We start from the raw sequence: 23,262 nt of genomic DNA on the forward strand, positions 1-23,262 counted from the left end.
CGCAGGCCACTCATCCTTCGACCACGAAGACGCAACCGTCGGACACCAGCATCGGCGGCGTGCGGCAAAGGCCGCGCGCCACCGTCCAGGCCGCGAGCACCTTCGGAACATAGGCGCGGGTCTCGGCATAGGGCGGCACGCCGCCGTTCTTCTTCACCGCATTCTCGCCAGAGTTGTAGGCCGCGAGCACCATCAGCGGATCGCGGTTGAACTCGCGCATCAGCCAGTCGAGATAGGCGACGCCGCCCTTGATGTTCTGGACCGGATCCTTGCTGTTGCGCACGCCGAAGCGGTCCGCGGTCGCCGGGATGAGCTGCATCAGCCCCACCGCGCCGGCCGAGGAAACCGCATCGGCCCGGCCCGCGCTTTCGACCGCGATCACCGCGAGTGCGAGCGCGGGAGAGACCTCGGTGCCAATCGTCGCGCTCAGGATCTCGCTGCCGTGACGCGCCGCGATGTCGCGCAGGTGCTGGAGCCGCGGCGCGGGGACGACCGTGCCGTTTGGTCCCTGGCTCAAGGTGGCGAGCGCGACGTCGAACCGTCCCGCCGAGTTGCCGAGCGATGGCGACACAGATTTCCAGTACCAGTCGTATTCGCTCGGAGACGGCGGCCCGGACGGAACCGCCGGCTCGAGGCCGGGCGCCCGCCCGCCGCGCGGGATCGGGTTCTCCGGCGGCGGCAGCGGCGCGGATGCCAGCCGCAGCGCCTGTTCCGCCGGGTCGATCTGCACCGTTATGCGCTTGGCGCCAGGGGCCGAGCCCGCGGATTTCGGCACGCCGATCCGCTTGAAGGTGAATTCCGGATAGGGGGCCGCGACGGTCTCCGCCTGCAGCGCCCCCGCAATCAGCGCCGCGGCGACGCTGCATGAAAGTGCCTGTCCATACCGACGCACGATTTGCCCGCCCTGCCTGCTTGATGTTGTTCTTGATCCCTTTTTCTCAGAATCCGGCTTCCGGAACCAGCTTTTCCGGCATCGCCGTCCGCCAAAAACATGCCGATTCGGCCTTTTGGCAACAGATCGAGGCGCGACAAGATTTCATATCGATTTTTTTAATTATTTAAAATCAGAGCCTTAACGGATTTCAGGAGAATACTTAACGCAGCCATAAAAAGTACGATCACTGCCCAAATCATGCCACGTTTCCAGAGCCAGATTAGGCCATGCCGCGACCGGGACGGGACTTTGAAAAGACACCCCGGAAGATCGGATGCGGATGGCGAAACGGGCGAAGCAAACGGAGAGAAACATGAAATTCTTCAAGATGTTCAAGAAGTTCCACAATGAGGAAGACGGCGCTGTGACCGTTGACTGGGTCGTGCTGACGGCCGCCGTCGTCGGACTCGCTGTCGCCGCGCTGGCTGCGGTCAAGACCGGCAGCGACGGTCTGGCCCTGAAGATCCAGACCTGGCTGACCACCTCGGAGGTTCCCTCGGACCCGCTCGCGAAGTGACGATCTGAGGTCTCGGTCAAACCGACCGAACGAGAGCCGCGCCTTCCGGGCGCGGTTTTTCGTTTCCGAAGCGGGCGGTGACGCAGCCCAAGGAATCGGGCGCAAAAATGACCGACGCCCGCCGTTTTAGCGCCATGTTGCGCGGCTCTAGTGGGTCAGGGGCGAAGACTGGAATGGCGTTCAGTCGCAGTATACATCGCGCGGCGCTTACGAGGCACGATATGAGAATGTTCAGAAAGTCCACACGTTTCGCCACCGACGAGGACGGTGCCGTCACTGTCGACTGGGTGGTGCTGACTGCTGGTGCAATCGTTCTGTCCGTGGCCGCGATGATTGGCATGAAGGGAAGCATGACCAGCGTCGGCGACGCGGTGCGGCGCTCTCTCGACAACCGGACCGTCCCCGAAACGCTGAAGGCTCCCTGATAGACGCAACGCTCCGCCCGAGGGCTTTAGGGCCAGGCAGCCCGCGCCCCTTCTTCTCGGGCGACGACGCGCGACATAACACGGCATCTTTCTGCCGAGTGTTTCCGGAAATCGGGATATTCCACCCCACCGGCTCGCTTTGACCACCATTTCGCCGTATTCCCCACCGACAATCCAAGATAAGCAGGCGGACGGGCGCACCCCGCGGAGGAGCGGTGCCTGCTGCCTATTCGACGAAAGGAATCGACATGCGTCTGGTATTTGGTCTGGTCCTGGTGCTCGGGGTCGCCCTCGCAGGCTTTGCCGTATATATGGCGCAAGGGTATATTGCGCAGGCTCAGGCGGAACGTGACATGCTCGCCGCGCAGCAGGCCCAGGCGACGAAGCTCGTGGACGTCGTCGTGACCAAGCGGCAGTTGAGATACGGCGACCGGTTTACGGTCGACGATCTCGAGGTGATCAAGTGGCACGAGGGCAAGGTGCCCGAAGGCGCCTTCAATACCATCGTGGCCCCGCAGGGCGGCGATCCCGCGATCGTTCCGGTTTTCTGGGAGGGAGAAACCCGCCCCCGCGCCGCGATGCGCACCTTCGAGCCGTTCGAGCCGATGCTCGCGTCCAAGATCACCGATCCGGGCACCGATGCCGGAATCACCGCCACCCTCACACCCGGCATGCGCGCCTTCGCCATCAATGTCGACGTGACGACGGGCGTCTCCGGCTTCCTGCGCCCCGGCGACAGGGTCGATATTTACTGGAGCGGCAACATCAACGGCAAGGACACCGCGAAACTCATCGACACCAATGTCGAGCTGATCGCGATCGACCAGTCGGCCGATGCCGACCGATCGGAAGAGACCATAATCGCGCGTACCGTTACCGTAGAGGCAACGTCGGAGCAGGTGGCGGCGCTCGCGCTGGCCCAGCAAACCGGGCGCCTGACGCTGGCCCTGGTCGGCAGCGGTGACGAAACGGTCATCGGCGCGGTCGAGATCGACCGGGACAAACTGCTTGGTATCGTCGAGGCCGCGCCGGCGCCGGTCGCCGCGCCGGCGCCCGTGTGCAGCATCCGCACCAACAAGGGCGGAGAGATCGTCGAGACGGTAATCCCCTGCACCAACTGAACTGCCCGCGCGGAAACGAGGGCGCGCCGGTCACCCTATGTGGTGGCCGGCGCTTATTTTTTCACAACGCATACCAGAGTGTTGCCACATCCCCACATAAAGAAGTTTGTGCAAACACTTGATAGTTGCAAACAAACGCGGGTTCCCGCAAGCTTGCTTCAAGCCGGGCAAATTCGACCCGTTCCTGAAGAAGTGATCGGAGAGGCAGGTCACATGAGCACGAAAAAGATATTTGCGGCAGGGCTGCTGGGCGCGACGCTCACTGTGGCCGTTCCCGCATGCGTTACAGCGGAAACACTGAAGATCATCGACGGTTCTATAGCGAGTGCACTTGTCGTTCCCATGAACCGCGCGGTGGTGGTCGAGTCGGACCAGCCCTTCGCAGAACTTTCGATCGCCAACCCCGGAATCGCCGACATCTCGACGCTTTCGGACCGGACGATCTACGTTCTCGGCAAGGCTCCCGGGCGCACGACGCTCACGCTTCTCGCCCCGGACGGAAAGCTGATCACCAACGTCGATGTTCAGGTCTCGCTTGATGTCGCGGAATTCAAGGAGCGCCTTGAGCAGATCCTTCCCGGCGAGAAGATAGAGGTTCGGACCGCAAACGACGGCATCGTCCTGTCCGGCGTCGTCTCATCGACGCAGGGGCTCGACCGGGCGCTCGATCTGGCCGAGCGCTATGCGCCGGGCCGGGTGTCGAACCTGATGGGTGTCGGCGGCGTTCAGCAGGTCATGCTGAAGGTCCGGTTCGCCGAAGTCCGGCGCGGAGTCTCCAAGCAGCTTCAGGCCGGCGTTGCCGCCGGGTTGTCGACTTCCGACATTAACGGCGCGTTTGGCCTCGGACCAGGGGCCGGGCTCGTGCTCGGAGAGGCGAATGATGCAACCGGTCTCTCCCAGATCAGTCCCGGTGTGTTGCCGAACTCGCAGAACACCGGGCAGGCGCTCCTCGGATTCTCAGCCGGCGCGTTCGAGTTCGGCATCCTGCTCGAGGCGCTCGAGAGCAAGGGCCTGGTGCGCACGCTCTCCGAGCCGAACCTGACGACGCTGTCGGGCCAGGAAGCCAGCTTCCTTGCCGGTGGCGAATACCCGATCCCGGTGCGCGGCGACAACAACACGGTATCGATCGAATACAAACCCTTCGGTGTCGAACTGGCCTTTACCCCCCGTGTGGTCGAAGGCGATGTCATCAACCTGATGATCAACGCCGCGGTGTCCGGAATCGACCCGACCATAAGCGTCACGGCCGCCGGCATTTCGGTCAGCGCCTTCCGTCGCCGCGAAGCCGAGACTACGGTTGAGATGCGCGACGGCGAGAGCTTCGCGATCGCGGGCCTTCTTCAGGACGACTTCACCGACCTGAACGACCAGGTACCGTGGCTCGGTGACATTCCCGTCCTCGGGGCGCTGTTCCGCAGCGCCGACTACCAGCGCAACCAGTCTGAACTCGTGATCATCGTCACGCCGCATCTGGTCACGCCAGTCAACGGCCAGGCGCTGGCGCTGCCGACAGACCGCGTCAGGCCGCCCAGTGAGTCCGAGCTTTTCCTGTTCGGCAAGACCGCGTCGTCCGGCGGTGCCGTCGGCGAGGTCGCCAAGCAGGACTATTCCGGTTCCTACGGCTATGTGATGGAGTAAGACGATGCCAATGCAAAAGAGCCTCCTCCTCCTCGCGGCCGGTTTCGTTGCACTCGCTGGCTGCTCGAAGGAAACCAACACGGCCCGCGCCTTCTATGCCGAGGCCGGATCCGAGATCGAGACCAACGACTTCGGCAACGCGACGATGAACAACACCCTCGTCCAGACCGGCCAGCAGTCCTATGCGATCGACCTCACGCGCCGCTTCGCCGCCGATGTGCCGAACACGGTGAACTTCGCCTTCGACAGTTCGCAACTTGACGGCGAGGCGCAAGCGGCGCTGCGGCAGCAGGCCCACTGGATCCGCCAGTTCCCCGAAGTGCGGTTCCGCGTCTACGGCCATACCGACCTCGTCGGATCGCAAGCCTACAACAAGGCGCTCGGCCTGCGTCGCGCACAAGCTGTCGTGGCTTACCTGTCGAGCCAGGGCATCAGCCGCTCGCGCCTCGAGGCCGTCGCCTCGTTCGGCAAGACCCAGCCTCTGGTCTACGTCCAGGCGCCCGAACGGCGCAACCGTCGCACCGTCACCGAGGTGTCCGGCTTCGTCGAAAAGCATCCGACGATCCTCAACGGCAAGTATGCAGAAGTCATCTGGCGCAACTATGTCAGCAGTGCCGAACCGGTCCACAGCCAGGCGCAAGTGACGGAAGGTACGGCTGCGGTTGGCTCTGGCGGCTGATTCCTGCCTAGACTGTTTCGACGAATGGGCGGACTTTGGCGACAAAGTCCGCCCATTTCATGCCATCGTCCACCAGCAACGCATAATTACGATCTTTTAGCCCCAATATTGCCAAGATTCTCACGGAGTTTCGAAACTCGGGAGCAATGGCGCGGCGCCCGAGTCGCGCCGGGTGAACGGAATTGGCCATATGGGATCGGGCGCGGACGCGCGACGACCCGGTTTAAAGACGCACCCGCGTAGAGAAGGACATGTGTTAATGAGCAGCGTAGCAGCATTGCAGCCGGAGCCGGCGCCGATCGTCGCTTGCACAATTTCGCGCGATGTCAGCAACTTCGACCTCCTCATCGAGGATATGGAATCCGAACTCGGAGAGAGTTGGGGGGACCTGACGTTTGACGACGCGGCGCAGTTCCTCAATCAGCCGGACGCCGATTCGCTCGAATTCGTCGCCATTGCGGTCGACACGCAGGACGAGAACGACCTCGCACGGATCTCCGGCATCATCACGACGGCAAAAGACAAGGGCGTGAAGGTCATCCTGATCGCCGAAGAGGTCAGCCCGATCGCGCTGCACCAGCTTCTGAAGCTCGGCGCGGACGATTTTGTCCCCTACCCCCTGCCCGAGAACGCCCTGCGCGAGGCTATCGAGCGGGTGAACCGAGCGCCGGCCGTCGCCCAGATCATGCAAGAACCCGCCCAGACACCGGGCTACAAGCCCAAGGGCGACCGGAACGGCGTGATCCTGGCGGTCCACGGCCTCGCCGGCGGAGCGGGGGCGACGACGCTTGCCGTGAACCTCGCCTGGGAGCTTGCGACCATCCAGAAGAACGACGCCCCGCGGGTCTGCCTGCTCGACCTGGATTTCCAGTACGGCTCGGTCTCGACCTATCTCGACCTGCCCCGGCGCGAGGCGGTCTACGAGATGCTGTCGAACACGGCTTCTATCGACAATGTCAGCTTCCTGCAGGCGCTGCTTCCATTCAACGACAAGGTCCATGTAATGACCGCGCCGTCGGAGATGCTGCCGCTCGACATCGTGACCTCGGAGGACATCAACCGGGTGCTCGAGGTGGCGAAAGCCAACTTCGACTTCGTCGTGGTCGACATGCCCTCGACCGTGGTGCAGTGGACCGAAGCGGTGCTCAACCAGGCTCACGTCTATTTCGCGACGATGGAGCTCGACATGCGTTCGGCGCAGAACGCGCTGCGGATGATCCGGGCGCTCAAGGCCGAGGAACTGCCGTACGAAAAGCTGCGTTACGTCCTGAACCGGGCGCCGAAATTCACCGACCTGTCCGGCAAGAGCCGGGTGAAGCGTCTGGCGGAAAGCCTTGGGATCACGATCGAGCTTCAGCTTCCGGATGGCTCCAGACAGGTCACCGAGTCGAACGATCACGGCCTTCCGCTTGCGGACACCGCCGCGAAGAACCCGCTGCGGCGCGAGATCGCCAAGCTCGCGAAGTCGATCTTCGACTTGAACAAGGCCGCTGAAGCCGCCCTGTAACCTGGAGAGATCGCCATGTTTTCCCGTTACAAGAAACCGGCCAGCCCTGCCCCGGCGGCGACCGAACCGTCCCGGCCTGCCGCGGAAGCGCCGAGCGCCGTCGCTGCCGTCCGGCGCCAGCCGCTCGCCGCGTCTCCGACGGCCCAGTCGATCGCGGCCGACAAGGAGAAGAAGCGCAAGGAGAAGATGAGCGAGTTGAAGGTCGAACTGCACAAGCGGCTACTCGACAACCTCAACCTCGCCGCGCTGGAACATGCCACGGAATCCGACCTCCGCCAGGAGATCGTCGCGATCTCGACCGAGGCGCTCGACGAACTGAGCGTCGTCCTGAACAAGGACGAGCGCGCCAACCTGGTCCAGGAACTCTATCACGAGGTCATGGGCCTTGGCCCGCTCGAGACGCTGCTCAAGGACGACAGCGTCAACGACATCCTCGTCAACGGCCCCCAGCAGATCTTCGTCGAACGTGACGGCAGGCTCGAACTGACCGACGTCACGTTCAAGGATGAGCGCCATCTCTTGCGCATCATCGACAAGATCGTTTCGGCCGTGGGCCGGCGCGTCGACGAATCGAACCCCTATGTCGACGCCCGCCTTGCCGACGGCTCGCGTTTCAACGCCATGGTGCCGCCGATCGCGGTCGACGGCTCGCTCGTCTCGATCCGGAAGTTCAAGAAGGAAAAGCTCGGCGTCGACGATCTCGTCCGCTACGGCGCCTTCACCGAGGAGATGGCCGCCTACCTTCAGGCCGCGGTGTCGACGCGGCTCAACATCATCGTGTCGGGCGGTACGGGTTCGGGCAAGACAACGTCGCTGAACGCGCTGTCGTCCTTCATCGACAACTCCGAGCGGATCCTCACGATCGAAGATACCGCCGAACTCCAGCTTCAGCAGGTGCATGTCGGCCGGATGGAAAGCCGTCCACCCAACGTCGAGGGCAAGGGCGCTGTCACCCAGCGCGACTGTCTCAGGAACGCGCTCCGGATGCGTCCAGACCGCATCATCGTCGGCGAAACCCGCGGCGAGGAAGTGATCGACATGCTGCAGGCCATGAACACCGGCCATGACGGATCGATGACGACGATCCACGCCAACTCCGCCCGCGACGGCATCTCGCGCCTCGAGAACATGATCTCCATGGCCGGGATCGAGATGCCGATCAAGGCGGTGCGCGCCCAGATCGCCTCGGCCGTCAACCTGATCGTGCAGGTCTCGCGGCTTCAGGACGGCTCCCGCCGCATGGTCTCGATCACGGAACTCACCGGAATGGAGGGCGACGTCATCTCGATGCAGGAGATCTTCCGCTACGAGCGGCTAGGCATCGCGCCAGACGGCAAGATCGTCGGCCGGTTCACCGCGACCGGCGTACGGTCGGCCTTTGCCGAGCGTTTCCGCCAGTGGGGATTCGATCTGCCAGCCTCCATCTACGACCCCATCGCCGCGGAGTAAACGCGCATGATCATCAGCCCCACCCCGATCATCTACGCTCTGATCTTCCTGGCCGTTCTGCTTTTGGTCGAGGGCATCTACCTGGTCATCTTCGGCAAGTCGATCTCGCTGAATTCGAAGGTGAACCGGCGGCTTGACCTCTTGGACAAGGGCGGCAAGCGCGAGCAGGTTCTCGAGCAGCTTCGCAAGGAGGCGAGCCAGCACCTGAAGGCCCGGGGTATTCCGCTCTATTCGATCCTTGCGACCAAGGCGCAGAGGGCCAACATCGCGTTCTCGCCGAAGGCCCTGATCGTCATGATGGTGCTCCTGTCCTTCGTCGCTTTCCTGGGGCTGAAGATCGGCACCTCCGCCTCGACCCCGATCCAGATCGCCGTGGCGATCGTGATGGGCGTCGGAGCGGTCTATTTCTGGATCCACCGCAAGGCCAAGAAGCGCATGGACCTGATCGAGGAACAGCTGCCGGATGCGGTGGAACTCATGGTCCGGTCGTTGCGCGTCGGCCACCCCTTTTCCTCGGCGATCCAGATCGTCGCCAAGGAGGTCGCCGACCCTCTCGGCTCCGAGTTCGGCATGATCGCCGACGAAAGCGCATACGGTCGCGACATCTCGGAATCCCTCAAGGATCTGGCCGAGCGCATGGACATGCAGGATCTTCGGTTTCTCTCTGTCGCGGTTACGATCCAGCAGCAATCGGGCGGAAACCTGGCCGAGATCCTTGACGGTCTCGCCAAGGTGATCCGCGCCCGCTTCCGTCTCTTCCGGCGCGTCCGCGCCATTACCGCCGAGGCGAAATGGTCGGGCGCGTTCCTGTCGTTGTTCCCGCTCGGCGTGCTCGCGGTGATCCAGATCTTCAAGCCGACCTATTTCGACACCGTGAAGGACACGGATGCCTTCATCCCGGCGGCGCTGATCGTCTTCACCTTCCTCGGCATCAACTTCGTCTTCATGAAGATGATGGTCAACATCAAGGTCTGAGGGGAACCGACCGCTATGCTCAATGCGATCAACAATTTCCTGATCGAGAGCTTCGGCCCGCTCGGCCCGCTCTTCGCAGTTGCCGTGCTCGGCGTGTTGCTTATTGCGGCGGCCCTGCCGACGATCCTGAAGAAGCGGGCCGATCCTTACGCGAAGCTGCGCGACACCGCGACCCCGGCCTCCCGGGCCGTCCGCGCGACGGAAAAGAAATCGCTTCGGGCCGCGCGCGGCTCCGACAAGCTCGACAAGTTCGCGACCTTCCTGGAACCCAAGACCGCGGAGGAAATGAGTTCGTCGCGGCTGAAGATGACCCGCGCTGGCTATCGTGGCCGCGAAGCGGTTCGAACCTTCCACGCGATCCAGTTCATGCTAGGCATCCTCTTCCTGCTTGCTGGCGTGATCTATGCCATCTTCGCCTCGGCCGGCGACGAGGTATCTTCGACCAAGCTGATCCTTTCAGTCATCATACCCGGCGCGATCGGCTACTACCTGCCGCGATACTGGGTCGAGCGCCGGATCCAGACCCGTCAGCAGGAGATCCAGAACGGCTTCCCCGACGCCCTCGACATGCTTCTGGTCTGCGTCGAAGCGGGCCAGTCCCTCGACCAGGGCATCATCCGGGTTTCGAAGGAACTGGCGGCCGGCTATCCGGCTCTCGCCGAGGAGTTCGAGATCGTCTCTCAGGAGGTCAAGGCCGGCAAGGACAAGTCAACGGTCCTGCGCGCCTTTGCCGAACGTTCCGACGTGCAGGACGTCGGCTCGTTCGTCACCGTGATGATCCAGTCACAAACATTCGGCACATCGATCGCCGAGGCGCTGCGTGTCTATGCATCGGAAATGCGCGACAAGCGCGTGATGCGGGCCGAGGAGGTTGCGAACAAGCTGCCCACCAAGATGACCCTCGGCACCATGTTGTTTACCGTGCCGCCGCTCCTGATCATCCTCGTAGGGCCGTCGCTCTATGATATGATGCAGCTGTTCGCGAACTTCGGCCCCTGACATCATGCCAGCTAGAATCATTGGACTTGTGGTCGCAGTCGGCCTGCTGGCGGGCTGCGACTCGACCGGTAGCCAGACCGCGAAGGGCGCCTCGCCCTTCGCGCCGTCGGGTCCGGTCAAGGGCGAGGAGGCGGTCGACGGTCTCATCGTCGGTCACCGGCTGATGGAGGCCAGGGAATACGAGATGGCGCTCAAGGCCTACATGCGCGCCGCCTCCGAACATGGCCTGACCGTCGACGTCTTGTCAGCGATCGGATCTGCCAACCTCCAGCTCGGCCGGCTCGGCCAGGCGGAGACGATACTGCGCCGCGCGATCGACACGGACGAGACCTTCGTTCCCGCATGGAACAACCTCGGCGTCGTGCTGATGGAGCGCGGAGAGGTCGGGGAGGCAAGCCGCGTCTTCAAAGCCGCCTTCGCGCTTGACAGTGGCCGATCGGACGCCATCCGCGATAATCTGCGTCTCTCGCTCGCCAAGCTCGACGAACCGGCCTATGATGACTCCGACAATAGCGAATTTTCGCTGGTGCGGCGCGGGCACGGGCAATACCTGCTCCTCACCAAACACTGAGGCACGAGGCAGCAAAGGACGCAGCAAATGCGCCATCCTATCTTGATTTCACTCTGCATCGCCGGCGTGTCGGTTCTTCCGGCCTGTGAAAAGAACTCGGATGCCGACGTCAAGCGCGCGATCGAGAGCGTCAACGTCATCGACGAGAGCAACCTCAACGACGTTATGCTCACGGTGGCCGATCCCAACGAATCCGTGGCTTACTTCCAGAAAACGATTGCACAGTATCCGGACCGGATCGACTTGAAGCGCGGCCTTGCGAAGTCGCTCGTGCGGGCCAAGAAGCCGACCGAAGCCGCGATCGCCTGGCGGGCCGTCATTGCCAGCCCCGAAGGCACCAACGAAGACCGCATTGCACTGGCCGACGCGCTGATCCGCGCCAACGAGTGGAAGAAAGCCGAGGCGGAACTCGCCCAGATCCCGCCGACTCACGAGACCTATGACCGCTACCGGATCGAGGCAATGGTGGCGGACGCCAACAAGAAGTGGTCCAAGGCCGACAGCTTCTACGAAACCGCCGTCGGCTTGACCACGCGGCCGTCGGGCGTGCTCAACAACTGGGGCTACTCGAAGCTGACCCGCGGCGATTTCGCTGGCGCCGAGAAGCTGTTCGGCGAGGCGCTGGCCTACGACAGGTCGTCCTTCACGACCAAGAACAACCTCGTCCTCGCCCGTGCGGCACAGCGCAAGTACGATATGCCGATCGTGCCGATGACGCAGCAGGAACGGGCGGAGCTGCTCTATACGGCGGGTCTGACCGCGATCAAGCATGGCGACGTGACCATCGGACAGGGGCTTCTCGAGGATGCTGTCGAAACCAGCCCGCGCTATTTCGACCAGGCGGCTCGCGCGCTGGAGACGCTCAACGCCAGCGTGACGAAGGGTTGAGCAGGTGCTTGGCCTGTCTGCGTCGCATGCTTATCTGATCCTTCTGATCTGCGTTCTGCCGGTCTGTGCCTGGGTTTGCTGGTCGGACCTGCGTTCGATGCGGATCCCCAACAGAGCGGTCCTGACGCTGGTCGGAATCTATGCGGTCGTGGGCGTTCTCGTCCTGCCGTTCGAGCCATGGGCCTGGCGCTGGATCAACCTCGTCGTGGTTCTAGCGATCGGCTTCGTCCTGAACGCAATCGCCAATTTCGGTGCCGGCGACGCCAAGTTCGCCGCCGCCGCGGCGCCGTTCATCGCCGCGTCCCATTCGGCGCTGGTGCTGCCGATGTTCGCGGCCTTCCTGCTCGGCGCCTTCAGCGCGCACCGCCTCCTCCGGGCGATCCCCGCGATCCGGCGGATGACCCCCGACTGGGTATCCTGGACGCGCAAGGACTTCCCGATGGGCCTCGCGCTCGCCGGCACACTGGTCGCCTACCTCGCGCTCGGTGCCTTTCTGCCCGGAGCATGAGCCGATCCGGGCGCGATGAACTCGACCGCTTTGCAGAGCAGGCTGCGGCGCCGCCGGAAAGGCGGCGCACCGCCTCATCCGTGCCGCTACGTCAACCATTTGCAGCGACCATGGGCGATGAGCGCCACCCATGAGCAGGATGGACCTTCGGGCAATGACGTCTGCGACGTCCTGCAGGCTCTGCCAATTGCCGCATCGATCCGAATTTGTTTCCATTTTTTGGCCACAATGGCCCGGCACATTGCCGGTATGAATCCCGTTGCAGACTGAAGGTTGTCGCGCGTGTTACAGCCCGTGCGATTGCAGCTGTCTGGTGTCTAAGGAGGCCACGACCCGATGAACATGCAGGTACCCAACGTCGTCGCGCCCTCCCCGCCGCGCTCTTTGGCCGAGACCGGCCTCTCCGTCGTGATGATGCGCGACATCCTCCTCAAGACCATGTTCCGCATGAATCTGGAACGTGCCTCGGAAATATCGCGGATCATCGCCCTGCCGTTGCCCGTCACGCAGGAACTGATCGACCTTGCGCGCGGCCAAAAGCTACTGGAGGCGACCGGCACGCTGCATGCGAATTCCGGCGGCGAGATGGGGTATCAGCTCGCCGATGCCGGGAAGGCGCGCGCGCTCGACGCGCTGAGCCAGTCGGAGTATTACGGCGCGTTGCCGGTCCCGCTCGAGGTCTATCGGGAGCAGGTCAGGAAACAATCGATCCGCAACGTGCAGATGACGCGCCAGCAGCTGACCGGTGCCATGGGCCACCTGATCCTGCCCGACGAGCTTCTCGACCACCTCGGGCCGGCCGTCGGCGCCGGGCGTTCGATCCTGATGTACGGACCACCGGGCAACGGCAAGTCCTCGATCTCGAACGGCATCCGCGACGCGATCGGCGACAAGATCTACGTTCCGAAGGCGGTCGAGTATTCCGGCCAGGTGATCACGGTCTACGACCCGATCGTGCATTCCGCGGCCGAGGCCTCGGTCGACGATCCGACGAGCCTGCGCCGCAGCTCGAACCGCTTCGACAACCGCTATGTGCTTTGCGAGCGCCCGACGGTGATCACGGGCGGCGAGCTGTCTCTGGACATGCTCGACCTGACCTACAACCCGACGGCCCGGACCTATACCGCGCCGCTGCAGATGAAGGCCACCGGCGGCGTCTTCATCATCGACGACCTCGGCCGCCAGCAGGAGCCGCCGCAGAAGATCGTCAACCGCTGGATCGTGCCGCTGGAAGAAAACCGCGACATCCTCGCGCTGCAGTCGGGCGAGAAGTTCGAGGTGCCGTTCGACACGCTGGTGATCTTCTCGACGAACTTCCACCCGAACGAGATCTTCGACAGGGCGGCGCTGCGCCGGATCTTCTTCAAGATCAAGATCGACGGCCCGAACCAGGAGATATTCCTCAAGATCTTCGCGATGGTCGCCAAGAGGAGGAACATGCCCCTAGACGAAAAGGCGCTTCTGCACCTGCTCAAGGTCAAGTACCCGACGATCGACAATGTCTATGCGAACTACCAGCCGATCTTCCTGATCGACCAGATGATCGCGATCTGCACTTTCGAAGGCATCCCCATCCAGATGTCGCCCGAACTGATCGACCGCGCATGGGCCAACATGTTCGTCCGCGACGAGAAGATCATCCACTGATGCGGGGAATTGGAATCGCCGGGTCGGCCCGCGTCGCACGCCCCTTTCTCGCGCGGCTGCACGCCGCTGAAATCACAGCCGAGGCCTTCGGCCTCGCACCGCTCGATGGCGCGGGCCACGAGGCAAGCGCCGCCGAGGCACAGGCCTTCGCGGACGGGCTTTCCTGCCTGATCATCGCGCCCCGCGGCATCGCCGAGACCGAGGCGCTGCTGTTCGAGGGGCCGGCCTTCGCGAAACGCGCGGCCAGGCTCGAGACGATCGTGATCGCCGCGACCCTTTCGCCGCGCTATGTGCGCGCGCTCCGCGGCCGGATCGACGCCAGGATCGCGCTGATCGACGCGCCCTTTAGCGGCTCGTTCCGAGCGGCGGAGGAAGGGCGGCTGTCGTTCTTCCTCGGCGGAGACGAAGATGAGATCGGCCGCATCGCGACCGTCTTCGACCAGATCGGCCACCAGGCGACCCGAATGGGCGGCTTCGGCACGGCGATGGCGGCGAAGGTGATGAACGATTTCCTGGCCGCCTCCGCGACCGCACTGACCCGGATCGCGCTCGACTGGGCCGAGGCCCAGGGCATCGACGAGGCGCGGCTGATCGAAATGACCGGCGACACGCTTGACGGCCTCCTGTTGCCGGGCCACGACATCGCCGACCCGGTCGCGCCGGAAAGCGGCACGGCGGACTGCGTCACGACGCTGGTGCGCGAGGTCGAGACCGCGCTCGACACCGCACTCAAGGGCGCGCATCTGACCCCGCCGCACAAGGTGCAGGAAATGTTTCGCAGCATGAAGTCGCGGGCGCTACACTGAGCTTGGCGCGGGCCGGATAGCGCGCCTAGACTGGGGCCATGCAGCCCCTGCCCGCCTCTTTTTCTGACTGGTTCGCGTCCCGCGGCTGGCAGGTCCATCCGCACCAGCAGGCGCTTCTCGATCGCGCCTGCGAGCCTGCGCTCCTCCTCGTGGCGCCGACCGGAGGCGGCAAGACGCTCGCCGGGTTTCTACCGACACTTGCAGAGTTGGCGGATGGAAGGCGGGCTGGCCTGCACACGCTCTACATCTCGCCCCTGAAGGCACTTGCGGCCGATATCCGTCGCAACCTGACGGTACCGGTGACGGAGATGGGCCTGCCGATCCGGATCGAGGACCGCACCGGCGACACCTCCCAGGCGAAGCGCCGCCGCCAGCGGGCCGATCCGCCGCATATCCTTCTCACGACGCCGGAAAGCCTCGCACTGCTCCTGAGCTACGAGGACGCGCCGCGCATCTTCGCGGGACTGTCCCGCGTGATCGTGGACGAGGTCCATGCACTCGCGGAATCGAAGCGCGGCGATCAGCTCATGCTGTGCCTCGCCCGTCTTTCCCGGCTTGCGCCGGGGCTGCGGCGCGTCGGGCTCTCGGCCACGGTCGAGGATCCCGCCACGATCGCCCGCTTCCTCGCGCGGCATCCCGATCCTTGCGCGATCATCCATGCCGATCCTGGCCCCGATCCAGATATCGCGATGCTTCGGACCGACACCCCGCCGCCCTGGGCAGGTGGCGGCGGGCGCTACGCGATCCCGGAAGTGCTCGCCGAGATCCGCCGCCACCGCACGACGCTGATCTTCCACAACACCCGCGCCCAGGCGGAGCTCTTCTTTCGCGACCTCTGGATGGCGAACGACGAGGGCCTGCCGATCGGCATCCACCACGGCTCGCTCGCCCGCGAGGCGCGCGAGAAGGTCGAGGCGGCGATGGTCGCGGGCGAGTTGCGCGCGGTGGTCTGCACCGGATCGCTCGACCTCGGCATCGACTGGGGCGATGTGGACCTCGTGATCCAGGTCGGCGCGCCGAAGAACGTCAAGCGGCTCGTGCAGCGGATCGGCCGCGCGAACCACCGCTACAACGCGCCGTCGAAGGCGCTGCTGGTGCCGGCAAATCGCTGGGAGGTGGTCGAGTGCGAGGCCGCCCTGCAAGCGGTGAAGGCGCATGACCTCGACGGAGACCCACGCGGCGCCGGGCCGCGCGACGTCCTCTGCCAGCACATCCTCATTGCCGCCTGTTCTGGGCCGTTCGAGGCCGACGCGCTCTACGCTGAGGTTACCTCGGCGGGCCCCTACGCCGCGCTCACGCGGGCCGGGTTCGACGCCTGCCTCGATTTCTGCGCCACCGGCGGCTACGCGCTGAAGGCCTATGACCGCTGGCGGCGGCTGATGTCGCGCGACGGGCTATGGAGCCTGCGCGATCCGCGCGCGACCCGCGATATCCGAATGAACATCGGCACGATCACCGACACCGAGATGGTCAAGGTGCGCTGGCAGAACCGGCTCGGCGGCCAGCCGCTCGGCGAGGTCGAGGAGAGTTTCGCCTCGACGCTCTCGCCCGGAGACACTTTCCTGATCGGTGGCCAGGTGGTGCGCCATGTCGGCTTGCGCGAAATGGTGCTCGAGGTGTCGCCTGCGCCGGGCCGCGAGCCGAAGATCGCGGTTTTCTCCGGCACCAAGTTCTCCACCTCGACCCAGCTTTGCGAGCGCATCCTCGCAATGCTCGGGCAGGAAAGCTGGCCCGACTTGCCAGCCCACACCTCGGAATGGCTGGATCTGCAGCGCACGATGTCGCGCCTGCCCGCACCCGACCGGCTTCTGGTCGAGACCTTCCCGGCCGAGGGCCGCGCGCATCTCTGCGCCTACGGATTTGCTGGCAAGGCGGCGCAGCAGACGCTCGGGCTTCTGCTGACCAGGCGTATGGAGGAGGAGAGCCTGAACCCGCTCGGTTTCGTCGCGACCGATTATGCGACCCTGATCTGGGGTCTCGACACGGTCGCCGACCCGGCCCGGCTCTTGGATCGCGCACGGCTTCGCGAGGGGCTGGAGGGCTGGCTCGCCGGCAATGCCGTCATGAAGCGCAGCTTTCGCAACGTGGCGCTGGTGGCGGGGCTGATCGCCCGCAACCATCCCGGCACGCGCAAGTCGGGACGTCAGGCGACATTTTCCTCCGACATCCTCTACGACACGCTCCGTCGCTACGATCCCGACCATCTGCTGCTCGAGGTCACCCGCGAAGAGGCGATGCGCGGGCTCGTCAGCTTCGGCAGGATCGAGGCGATGCTGGATCGCGTTGCAGGGCGGATCGAGCATCTCGCCCTGCCACGCGTGACGCCCCTGGCCGCGCCACTCTTCCTCGAGCATGGGCGCGTGCCGGTCGAGGGCGCGGCGCGCGAGCGGCTTATGGATGCGGCGGCGGAGCGGTTGATGGCAGAGGCCGGGCTTGGCTGAACCGGCGGCCGGGGGCGCTGCCCGTCGTCCATTGGTTCTCGAACCAATGGCGCACCAATGGACGACCCCCGGGGTACGTGGGCAATGAAGAAGACGTAATTGTCTTTTCAACTGCCGCGAGGCAGGAAGAGGGCATGAACGCCTACACATTCACCCTTTCAGGCGCGGCGCTGGCGGCGCTGCCTTCCGGAGCGCTCCACTGGGCGGCGGAAGGGTGTCTGGTGGTATCGGACCTGCATCTCGGGCGCTCGGAGAGGTACGCGAGACGGGCCGGGGCGCTGTTGCCGCCCTATGAGGTGGACGAGACACTCGCGCGGCTTGACGCCGACATCGCGGCGACCGGCGCGGGGATGGTTATCTGTCTGGGCGACACGTTCGACGATCTTCGGGCGGCGGAGCTCGGCGAGGCCCATGCGCTCTGGCTGGCGCGGCTGATGGCGGGGCGGCGCTGGGTCTGGATCGAGGGCAATCACGATCCTGGCCCCGTGGCGCTTGGCGGCGAGCACCGGGCGGATCTGCGGCTCGGGCCGCTCACCTTCCGCCATGTCGCCGAGACGGGGGCGGGGGGCGAGGTCTCGGGCCATTACCATCCCAAGGCGCGGCTTGCGGGTCAGGCGCGGCCCTGCTTTCTTGTCGATCGGACGCGGGTGATCATGCCCGCCTACGGCACCTATACCGGCGGGCTCAACTGCAGCGATCCGACGCTCGCCGGGCTGATGGCGCCGGGCGCACGCGCGGTTCTAACCGGCAGGGTCGCGCGGGCGGTGCCGATGCCGCAACGGAAGGGGGACGGATGAACGGGACTGTCGACCCCGGCCGAGAGGCCAAGGTGCGGGCGAGCTTCGCCCGCCAGAACCTGATGGCGACCTTCGGCGCCGAGATCGCCGCGCTCGGGCCCGGCGAATGCCGGATCGAGGCGCCGATCCTTTCCACCGCGCGCCAGCAGCACGACGTCGGCCATGCCGGGCTGACCTTCGCGCTCGGCGACACCGCTGCGGGCTATGCCGCGCTTATGCTGATGCCGGAGGAGGCGGAGGTGATGACCGCCGAGATGAAGATCAACCTCCTCGCGCCCGCGCGCGGCGAGCGGCTGATCGCCACCGGCCGCGTCGTGAAGGCCGGCCGGCGGCTCACCGTCGTCACCGCCGAGGTCGCCGTGGAGGCGGCGGGCGAGCTCCGCCTGATCGCCGTCCTCCAGGGCACGATGGTCGCGGTCATGCCGGGCTGAGAGCGCCGCCCTCAGCCGTGGGTGCGCGCCTTCTCCGGATCATGGAACGGCAGCGGCGCGACCAGGGCGGTCGTGGTGACGCCATCCGCAATGACCTCAAGCACCGTGCCGTCGGCAATGTCCGCCCGGACATGGCCGAGCGCCAGCGATTTCTCCATCCGGTGCGACCAGCAGGGGCTGTTGATCACCCCCACCTCTTCGCCTGCCAGCGCCAGCGTGCCCGCCAGCATGTCGCCGTGATCGACGATCAGCCCGACGTTGCGGATCGCTTCGCGCCCCTTGGCGGCCATCAGCGCCTCCCGGCCCCGGAACGCGCCCTTGTTCTGGCTGACCGTGAAGCCGAGCCCGACCTCCCAGGGCGTGTGCGCCTCGGTCATGTCGTAGCCGTAGAAAAGGAGCCCCGCCTCGATCCTGACCTTGTCGAGCGCGGTGAAGGAGCAGGGCATCACGCCTGTCTCGGCGAGCCGGTCCCAGATCGCGCCGGCCACCTCGGCGCGGGCGAATATCTCGTAGCCGCGCTCGCCGGAATAGCCGGTGCGCGAGATCCGGCAAGGATGGCCGAAAAGCCGGGTCGGCTTGTGCTGGAAGTATCCGAGCGCGCCGATATCGTCGGGGGATGCCGCGTCCAAGAGGCCAAGCGCATTCGGCCCCTGCACCGAGATGTCGTGGAGGTCGTCGTCGAGCGCGAAGGTCACGTCGCGCCCGGCGGCGGAGGCCGCGAGCAGCGCCATCGTGTCGCCCGAGCCGTGGACGATCATCCAGTCATCGCCGCCGTTGTTCGACACGATCGCGTCGTCGGCCATCGTGCCCGCCTCGGTCAGGACCGAGAGATAGGCCGACCGGCCGGGCAGGATCCGCGAGATGTCGCGGGTCGTAAGGTGATCGAGCACCGAAGCGGCCTCGGGCCCGCGCACGAAGACCTTCTTCAGGGGTGACATGTCGAACATTCCCGCCGCCTCGCGCACCGCGTCGTGCTCGGCCTCGGGGTCGGTCGCGTAGGTCCAGGCGGTGCCCATGCCGTTCCAGTCCTCGAGCCCCGATCCGAGCGCGCGGTGGCGCTCGGCGAGGACGGAGGTGCGGCTGAGGGGTGCGGTCATGGGGATATCCTTTCGGGGTCAGTACCATTCGTCCGACGCCGCCGTCTTGCGGCGCGCCACATAGTCGTCGAGCGCCTCGGCTGTGGCGAGGTCCATCGGCGGCGCTTCGTAGGCCGCGAGCATCGCCTTCCAGAGGTCGTTGGCGCGTTCCTCGGCGGTCCGGCACCCGGCCTCGACCCAGCTTTCGTAAGGGCCGGCCTCGGCGATGTCGGGCATGTGGTTGGCACGCGCGAAATGCCGCATCGTATGGCTGGTGGAGAGGAAATTCTGCCCCGGCCCGGCCTCGTGGTAGCTCTCGCGGGTGAGCGTGTCAGCGGAGACCTCCATCCCCGAGGCGAGCGTCAGCATCGCCCCGCAATGGTCGAGATCCATGACGAATTTCTCGTATCCCATGGTCAGCCCGCCCTCGAGCCAGCCCGCCGCGTGCCAGACCTGGTTCGCGCCGGACATGACCGTCGCCCACATCGCCGAAGCGCTGTCCTGCATCGCCTGGCCATCGGGCGAATTGGCCGCCGTGATCTGCCCGCCGCCGGATCGCACCGGCAGCCTCAGCCGCCGCGCGAGCTGGCCGAGCGCCATCGTGACGAGATTGGCCTCGGGCGTGCCGAAGGTCAGCGCGCCGGACTTGAGGCTCATCGTGTTGTGGAAGCTGCCGTAGACGACCGGGCAGCCGGGCCGGACGAGCTGCGCCAGCGCGATCCCGGCCATCGCCTCGGCATGGGTCTGGGCGGCGACGGCGGCGGGCGTGACCGGCCCCATCGCGCCGCCGAAGATCGCCGGCGAGACGCAGACGCATTGCCCCGCCGCCGCATAGGTGCGCAGCGCCCCGGTCATCGTCTCGTCGAAGACCAGCGGCGAGTTGACGTTGATGTTGCCCTGCATCACCGCGTGCTCCGCGACCGTATCGGCGCCGAAGGCGATCCGCGCCATCTCGATCGAGTCTTCGGCGCGCGATACCGAGGTCACGGCGCCCATGAAGGGCTTCGCCGACAGCGTCAGATGCGCGTGCATCATGTCGAGATGGCGCTTGTTGACGGGGATGTCGGTCGGCTCGCAGACGGTGCCGCCTGAGTGATGAAGCCAGGGCGACATCCAGGCCAGCTTCACGAAGTTGCGGAAATCCTCGATCGTCGCGTAGCGCCGGCCACGGTCGAGATCGGTCACGAAGGGCGAGCCGTAGCCCGGCATCAGCACGAGGTGATCGCCGCCGAGGATCACCGAGTGGCGCGGATCGCGGGCGTGGAGCGTGAACTCCGCCGGCGCCGTGGCGCAGAGCGCACGTGCCTGTCCGGGCTGGAACCGCACCCGCTCGTCCGTCACCTCGCAGCCCGCCGCCGCGAAGAGCCTGAGCGCCTCCGCGTCGCCGCGAAAGTCGATGCCGATCTCCGCGAGGATCCAGTCGGCCTGCTCCTCGAGCTTAGCGAGCGCCTCCTCGCCGAGAAGCTCGTAGGCCGGGATCCGGCGCAGAAACCGGCCCGCCCCGGTCGCCGCGATGTTGCCCGCGGCCCGCCGGGCTCGGCCGCCGCGCCGCCGCTCGGGACCGGTATCGGTGGTTGCCGGCGCTTCATGGGTCAACACGGCTCGCCTCTTGGCTGGATCGCCGGATGCGGAATTGCCCGGATACGCCCATAGAAAAGGCCAGTTCAGCAAATCGACAAGCGAATTGATTTGCTCTTGTTGTATAGTTTTCCTATACGCAAATGATGCGGTTCCGCCATTACGACAGCCTGCGCGTTTTCGCCACTGTCGCGCGTCATGCGAGCTTCGCCGCCGCCGCCGAGGAGTTGAACCTCACAAAGGGCGCGGTGAGCCACCAGATCCGCGGACTCGAGGACGTGCTCGGGTTCGCGCTCTTCACGCGCCTGCCGCGCGGCATCGCTCCAACGGCCAAGGGGCAGGAACTGGCGGCCACGCTGAAGGCCGCCTTCGACACGGTCGAGGCGCGAATCGCCGATCTGCGCGAGGCGTCCGAAAGGCCGGTGACGGTCGGCGTGACCACCTATTTCGCCTCGCGCTGGCTCTCCCCCCGGCTGATGAACTTCCTCGAGGCCCATCCCAGGGTCCGAATCCGTATCCAGCCAATGGTCGACCTGACCGAGTTGCAGGGCGAGGGCATCGACCTCGCGATCCGCTGGGGCAAGGGCGACTGGAGCGACGTGGCGATCCGCCCGCTCTTTCTTTGCCCTGCCTTCGCCACCGGAGCACCTGCGGCGACGGCGCTCGTGCGCGACGCGGGGCTTGCTGCCGCGCTCGGGCGGCTCACCCTGCTCGCCGACCGCTCCGGCAGCGCCGCCTGGGCCGACTGGCACCGCGCCGCCGGCCTGCCCTTCGCGGCGCGGAGCGCGGTCCTCACGGTCGCCGACCCGAACGTGCGCGTCCAGGCGGTGATCGACGGCCAGGGAATCGCGCTCAACGACGCGCTGGTGCAGCCGGAGATCGACAGCGGCCGGCTTTGCCGCCTGTCGGAGCATGCCCTTGATGATTATGGCTATTTCCTCGCCTATGAGGCGGGAACGCTGGCAAATCCGGACGTCGCGGCCTTCGCAGACTGGCTGATCGCGGCGGCGGAGCGAGGATGATGTCTGTCTGGAGGGGAAGTGGTGGCGAGGGGGGGACTCGAACCCCCGACCCCGTGATTATGAGTCACGTGCTCTAACCAGCTGAGCTACCTAGCCACTGCGCGGGCTAGGTATGCCAGCCCCCGCGCCCCGTCAAGGGCGAATCTCGGCCCTCACACACCATGATAGTCGCGGTACCAGCCGACGAAGGCCGCCATCCCGGTACGGATGTCGGTTTCCGGCCCGTAGCCGGTGAGTCGCCGCATGAGGCTGTTGTCGGCCCAGGTCGCCTGCACGTCGCCCTTCTGCATCTCCATCAGGTTGCGTTTCGCGGGTTTGCCCGCCGCGGCCTCGATCGCGGCGATGAAATCGCCGAGCGCCACCTTCTCGCCGTTGCCGATATTGACCACCCGCCACGGCGCCACCGGCGACAGGCTGTCGCCCTCTGCGATCGCCTCGGGGCCCGCAGGCCGCTCGGGCACGGCGTCGATGAGAAGCCGCACGCCGCGCACGAGGTCGGTCACATAGGTGAAGTCGCGGTACATCTGGCCGTGGCCGTAGACGTCGATCGGATCGCCCGCGAGAATCGCCTTGGTGAACTTGAACGGCGCCATGTCCGGGCGCCCCCAGGGGCCGTAGACGGTGAAGAACCGGAAGCAGGTCGTTGGCAGGTGATAAAGATGCGCCCAGGAATGGGACAGCGCCTCGGTCGCCTTCTTGGTCGCGGCATAGAGCGACACCTGCAGGTCCGCCTTGGCGGTCTCGCGGTAGGGCATCTCGGTATTGGCGCCGAAGACCGAGGAGGTCGAGGCGAGCAGCAGGTGCTTCACGCCGAGGTCGCGCGCCGCCTCCATCACGTTGAACGTGCCCTCGATGTTCGACGAAAGGTAGCTCCGCGGCGCCTCGAGGCTGTAGCGCACGCCGGCCTGGGCGGCGAGATGGACGACGACATCGGGCTTGAACGCGCCCATGTCCGCGACGAGCGCCGCGCTGTCCTCGAGCATGCATTCGGTGAAGCCGAATCCCGGCGTTTGCATCAGTATGCCGAGACGCGCCCGCTTCAGCGCCACGTCGTAATAGTCGGTCATCCCGTCCATGCCGTGGACCCGGATCCCCTCGTCGAGCAGGAGCTTAGCGAGGTGGAAACCGATGAAACCGGCCGCCCCGGTGATGTAGACGCGCATGCTGTCCTCCCTGCCCTCGCGCGATGAATAGCCGGTCGGCGCGCGGGGGCCAAGGCCGGGCATCGCCAAACGCCGCGCGCCGCGCTAGGG

General features: G+C 65.6%; 23 protein-coding genes and 1 tRNA gene. 19 read left to right on the plus strand and 5 right to left on the minus strand.

Translation table 11 applies throughout. The annotated features are described in order from the left end of the window. Nucleotides 1-10: 10 nt before the first annotated feature. On the minus strand, nucleotides 11-892 hold the full coding sequence (locus R5H32_RS03140; RefSeq protein WP_412098984.1) for a lytic transglycosylase domain-containing protein: 882 nt from the start codon (nucleotides 890-892) through the stop codon (nucleotides 11-13). A 355-nt stretch (nucleotides 893-1,247) separates the two neighbouring features. On the opposite strand from R5H32_RS03140, the gene R5H32_RS03145 reads away from it, so the two are divergent. The 18 genes from R5H32_RS03145 (at nucleotide 1,248) to R5H32_RS03230 (ending at nucleotide 18,333) form a co-directional block, all read left to right on the plus strand. Beyond that, the gene (locus tag R5H32_RS03145; protein ID WP_318337223.1) at nucleotides 1,248-1,451 is read left to right on the plus strand and encodes a hypothetical protein; all 204 of its coding nucleotides are present in this window, start codon (nucleotides 1,248-1,250) and stop codon (nucleotides 1,449-1,451) included. A 227-nt stretch (nucleotides 1,452-1,678) separates the two neighbouring features. Then, nucleotides 1,679-1,876: a hypothetical protein gene (locus tag R5H32_RS03150; protein WP_318337224.1), complete on the plus strand. Its 198-nt coding sequence runs from the start codon at nucleotides 1,679-1,681 to the stop codon at nucleotides 1,874-1,876. A 215-nt stretch (nucleotides 1,877-2,091) separates the two neighbouring features. After that, nucleotides 2,092-2,997 (plus strand): Flp pilus assembly protein CpaB, encoded by a 906-nt coding sequence (gene cpaB / locus R5H32_RS03155; RefSeq protein ID WP_318337225.1) that lies wholly within the window; start codon nucleotides 2,092-2,094, stop codon nucleotides 2,995-2,997. 213 nt (nucleotides 2,998-3,210) lie between these two features. Further along, complete coding sequence (locus tag R5H32_RS03160; RefSeq protein WP_318337338.1) at nucleotides 3,211-4,635, plus strand: type II and III secretion system protein family protein; 1,425 nt, start codon at nucleotides 3,211-3,213, stop codon at nucleotides 4,633-4,635. A 10-nt stretch (nucleotides 4,636-4,645) separates the two neighbouring features. Next, nucleotides 4,646-5,314, plus strand: a complete 669-nt coding sequence (locus R5H32_RS03165; RefSeq protein ID WP_412098985.1) for an OmpA family protein — start codon at nucleotides 4,646-4,648, stop codon at nucleotides 5,312-5,314. 259 nt (nucleotides 5,315-5,573) lie between these two features. After that, complete coding sequence (locus tag R5H32_RS03170; protein WP_318337227.1) at nucleotides 5,574-6,821, plus strand: AAA family ATPase; 1,248 nt, start codon at nucleotides 5,574-5,576, stop codon at nucleotides 6,819-6,821. Between the two features lie 15 nt (nucleotides 6,822-6,836). Then, a complete protein-coding gene (locus R5H32_RS03175; protein ID WP_318337228.1) occupies nucleotides 6,837-8,270 on the plus strand; it encodes a CpaF family protein in 1,434 nt (477 codons plus the stop codon). 6 nt (nucleotides 8,271-8,276) lie between these two features. Next, nucleotides 8,277-9,245, plus strand: coding sequence for a type II secretion system F family protein (locus R5H32_RS03180; protein ID WP_318337229.1), 969 nt, complete (start codon nucleotides 8,277-8,279; stop codon nucleotides 9,243-9,245). 15 nt (nucleotides 9,246-9,260) lie between these two features. Continuing rightward, entirely contained in the window at nucleotides 9,261-10,244 is a 984-nt protein-coding gene (locus R5H32_RS03185; protein ID WP_318337230.1) for a type II secretion system F family protein, read from the plus strand. 4 nt (nucleotides 10,245-10,248) lie between these two features. Continuing rightward, nucleotides 10,249-10,815, plus strand: a complete 567-nt coding sequence (locus R5H32_RS03190; RefSeq protein WP_318337231.1) for a tetratricopeptide repeat protein — start codon at nucleotides 10,249-10,251, stop codon at nucleotides 10,813-10,815. Nucleotides 10,816-10,842: 27 nt separating this feature from the next. Beyond that, nucleotides 10,843-11,703 (plus strand): tetratricopeptide repeat protein, encoded by an 861-nt coding sequence (locus R5H32_RS03195; protein ID WP_318337232.1) that lies wholly within the window; start codon nucleotides 10,843-10,845, stop codon nucleotides 11,701-11,703. Nucleotides 11,704-11,707: 4 nt separating this feature from the next. Further along, nucleotides 11,708-12,211, plus strand: a complete 504-nt coding sequence (locus R5H32_RS03200; RefSeq protein WP_318337233.1) for a prepilin peptidase — start codon at nucleotides 11,708-11,710, stop codon at nucleotides 12,209-12,211. A 15-nt stretch (nucleotides 12,212-12,226) separates the two neighbouring features. Next, on the plus strand, nucleotides 12,227-12,481 hold the full coding sequence (locus R5H32_RS03205) for a hypothetical protein (protein ID WP_318337234.1): 255 nt from the start codon (nucleotides 12,227-12,229) through the stop codon (nucleotides 12,479-12,481). A 66-nt stretch (nucleotides 12,482-12,547) separates the two neighbouring features. Next, entirely contained in the window at nucleotides 12,548-13,858 is a 1,311-nt protein-coding gene (locus R5H32_RS03210; protein WP_318337235.1) for an ATPase, read from the plus strand. After that, on the plus strand, nucleotides 13,858-14,664 hold the full coding sequence (locus R5H32_RS03215; RefSeq protein WP_318337236.1) for an NAD(P)-binding domain-containing protein: 807 nt from the start codon (nucleotides 13,858-13,860) through the stop codon (nucleotides 14,662-14,664). The genes R5H32_RS03210 and R5H32_RS03215 overlap by 1 nt, the downstream gene beginning before the upstream one ends. A 38-nt stretch (nucleotides 14,665-14,702) precedes the next feature. Beyond that, entirely contained in the window at nucleotides 14,703-17,105 is a 2,403-nt protein-coding gene (locus R5H32_RS03220) for a ligase-associated DNA damage response DEXH box helicase (RefSeq protein WP_318337237.1), read from the plus strand. A 134-nt stretch (nucleotides 17,106-17,239) separates the two neighbouring features. Further along, complete coding sequence (gene pdeM, locus R5H32_RS03225) at nucleotides 17,240-17,902, plus strand: ligase-associated DNA damage response endonuclease PdeM (RefSeq protein WP_318337238.1); 663 nt, start codon at nucleotides 17,240-17,242, stop codon at nucleotides 17,900-17,902. Further along, nucleotides 17,899-18,333 carry a PaaI family thioesterase gene (locus tag R5H32_RS03230; RefSeq protein ID WP_318337239.1) on the plus strand — a complete coding sequence of 145 codons (435 nt, stop codon included), beginning with the start codon at nucleotides 17,899-17,901 and terminating at the stop codon, nucleotides 18,331-18,333. The genes pdeM and R5H32_RS03230 overlap by 4 nt, the downstream gene beginning before the upstream one ends. An 11-nt stretch (nucleotides 18,334-18,344) precedes the next feature. Here R5H32_RS03230 and R5H32_RS03235 read toward each other — a convergent pair whose 3' ends face one another. Then, on the minus strand, nucleotides 18,345-19,430 hold the full coding sequence (locus tag R5H32_RS03235; RefSeq protein ID WP_318337240.1) for an aminomethyltransferase family protein: 1,086 nt from the start codon (nucleotides 19,428-19,430) through the stop codon (nucleotides 18,345-18,347). 18 nt (nucleotides 19,431-19,448) lie between these two features. Further along, a complete protein-coding gene (locus R5H32_RS03240; protein ID WP_318337241.1) occupies nucleotides 19,449-21,005 on the minus strand; it encodes a trimethylamine methyltransferase family protein in 1,557 nt (518 codons plus the stop codon). 125 nt (nucleotides 21,006-21,130) lie between these two features. Between R5H32_RS03240 and R5H32_RS03245 the strand changes: the two genes are divergently transcribed. Next, a complete protein-coding gene (locus tag R5H32_RS03245) occupies nucleotides 21,131-22,009 on the plus strand; it encodes a LysR substrate-binding domain-containing protein (protein ID WP_318337242.1) in 879 nt (292 codons plus the stop codon). Between the two features lie 19 nt (nucleotides 22,010-22,028). Here R5H32_RS03245 and R5H32_RS03250 read toward each other — a convergent pair. Together R5H32_RS03250 and R5H32_RS03255 are read right to left on the minus strand one after the other, a co-directional pair. Next, nucleotides 22,029-22,105, minus strand: a tRNA-Met gene (locus tag R5H32_RS03250). 56 nt (nucleotides 22,106-22,161) lie between these two features. Continuing rightward, entirely contained in the window at nucleotides 22,162-23,172 is a 1,011-nt protein-coding gene (locus tag R5H32_RS03255; protein ID WP_318337243.1) for an NAD-dependent epimerase/dehydratase family protein, read from the minus strand. Between the last annotated feature and the right edge of the window lie 90 nt (nucleotides 23,173-23,262).

Source organism: Defluviimonas sp. D31, assembly GCF_033436765.1.
Classification (GTDB): domain Bacteria; phylum Pseudomonadota; class Alphaproteobacteria; order Rhodobacterales; family Rhodobacteraceae; genus Albidovulum.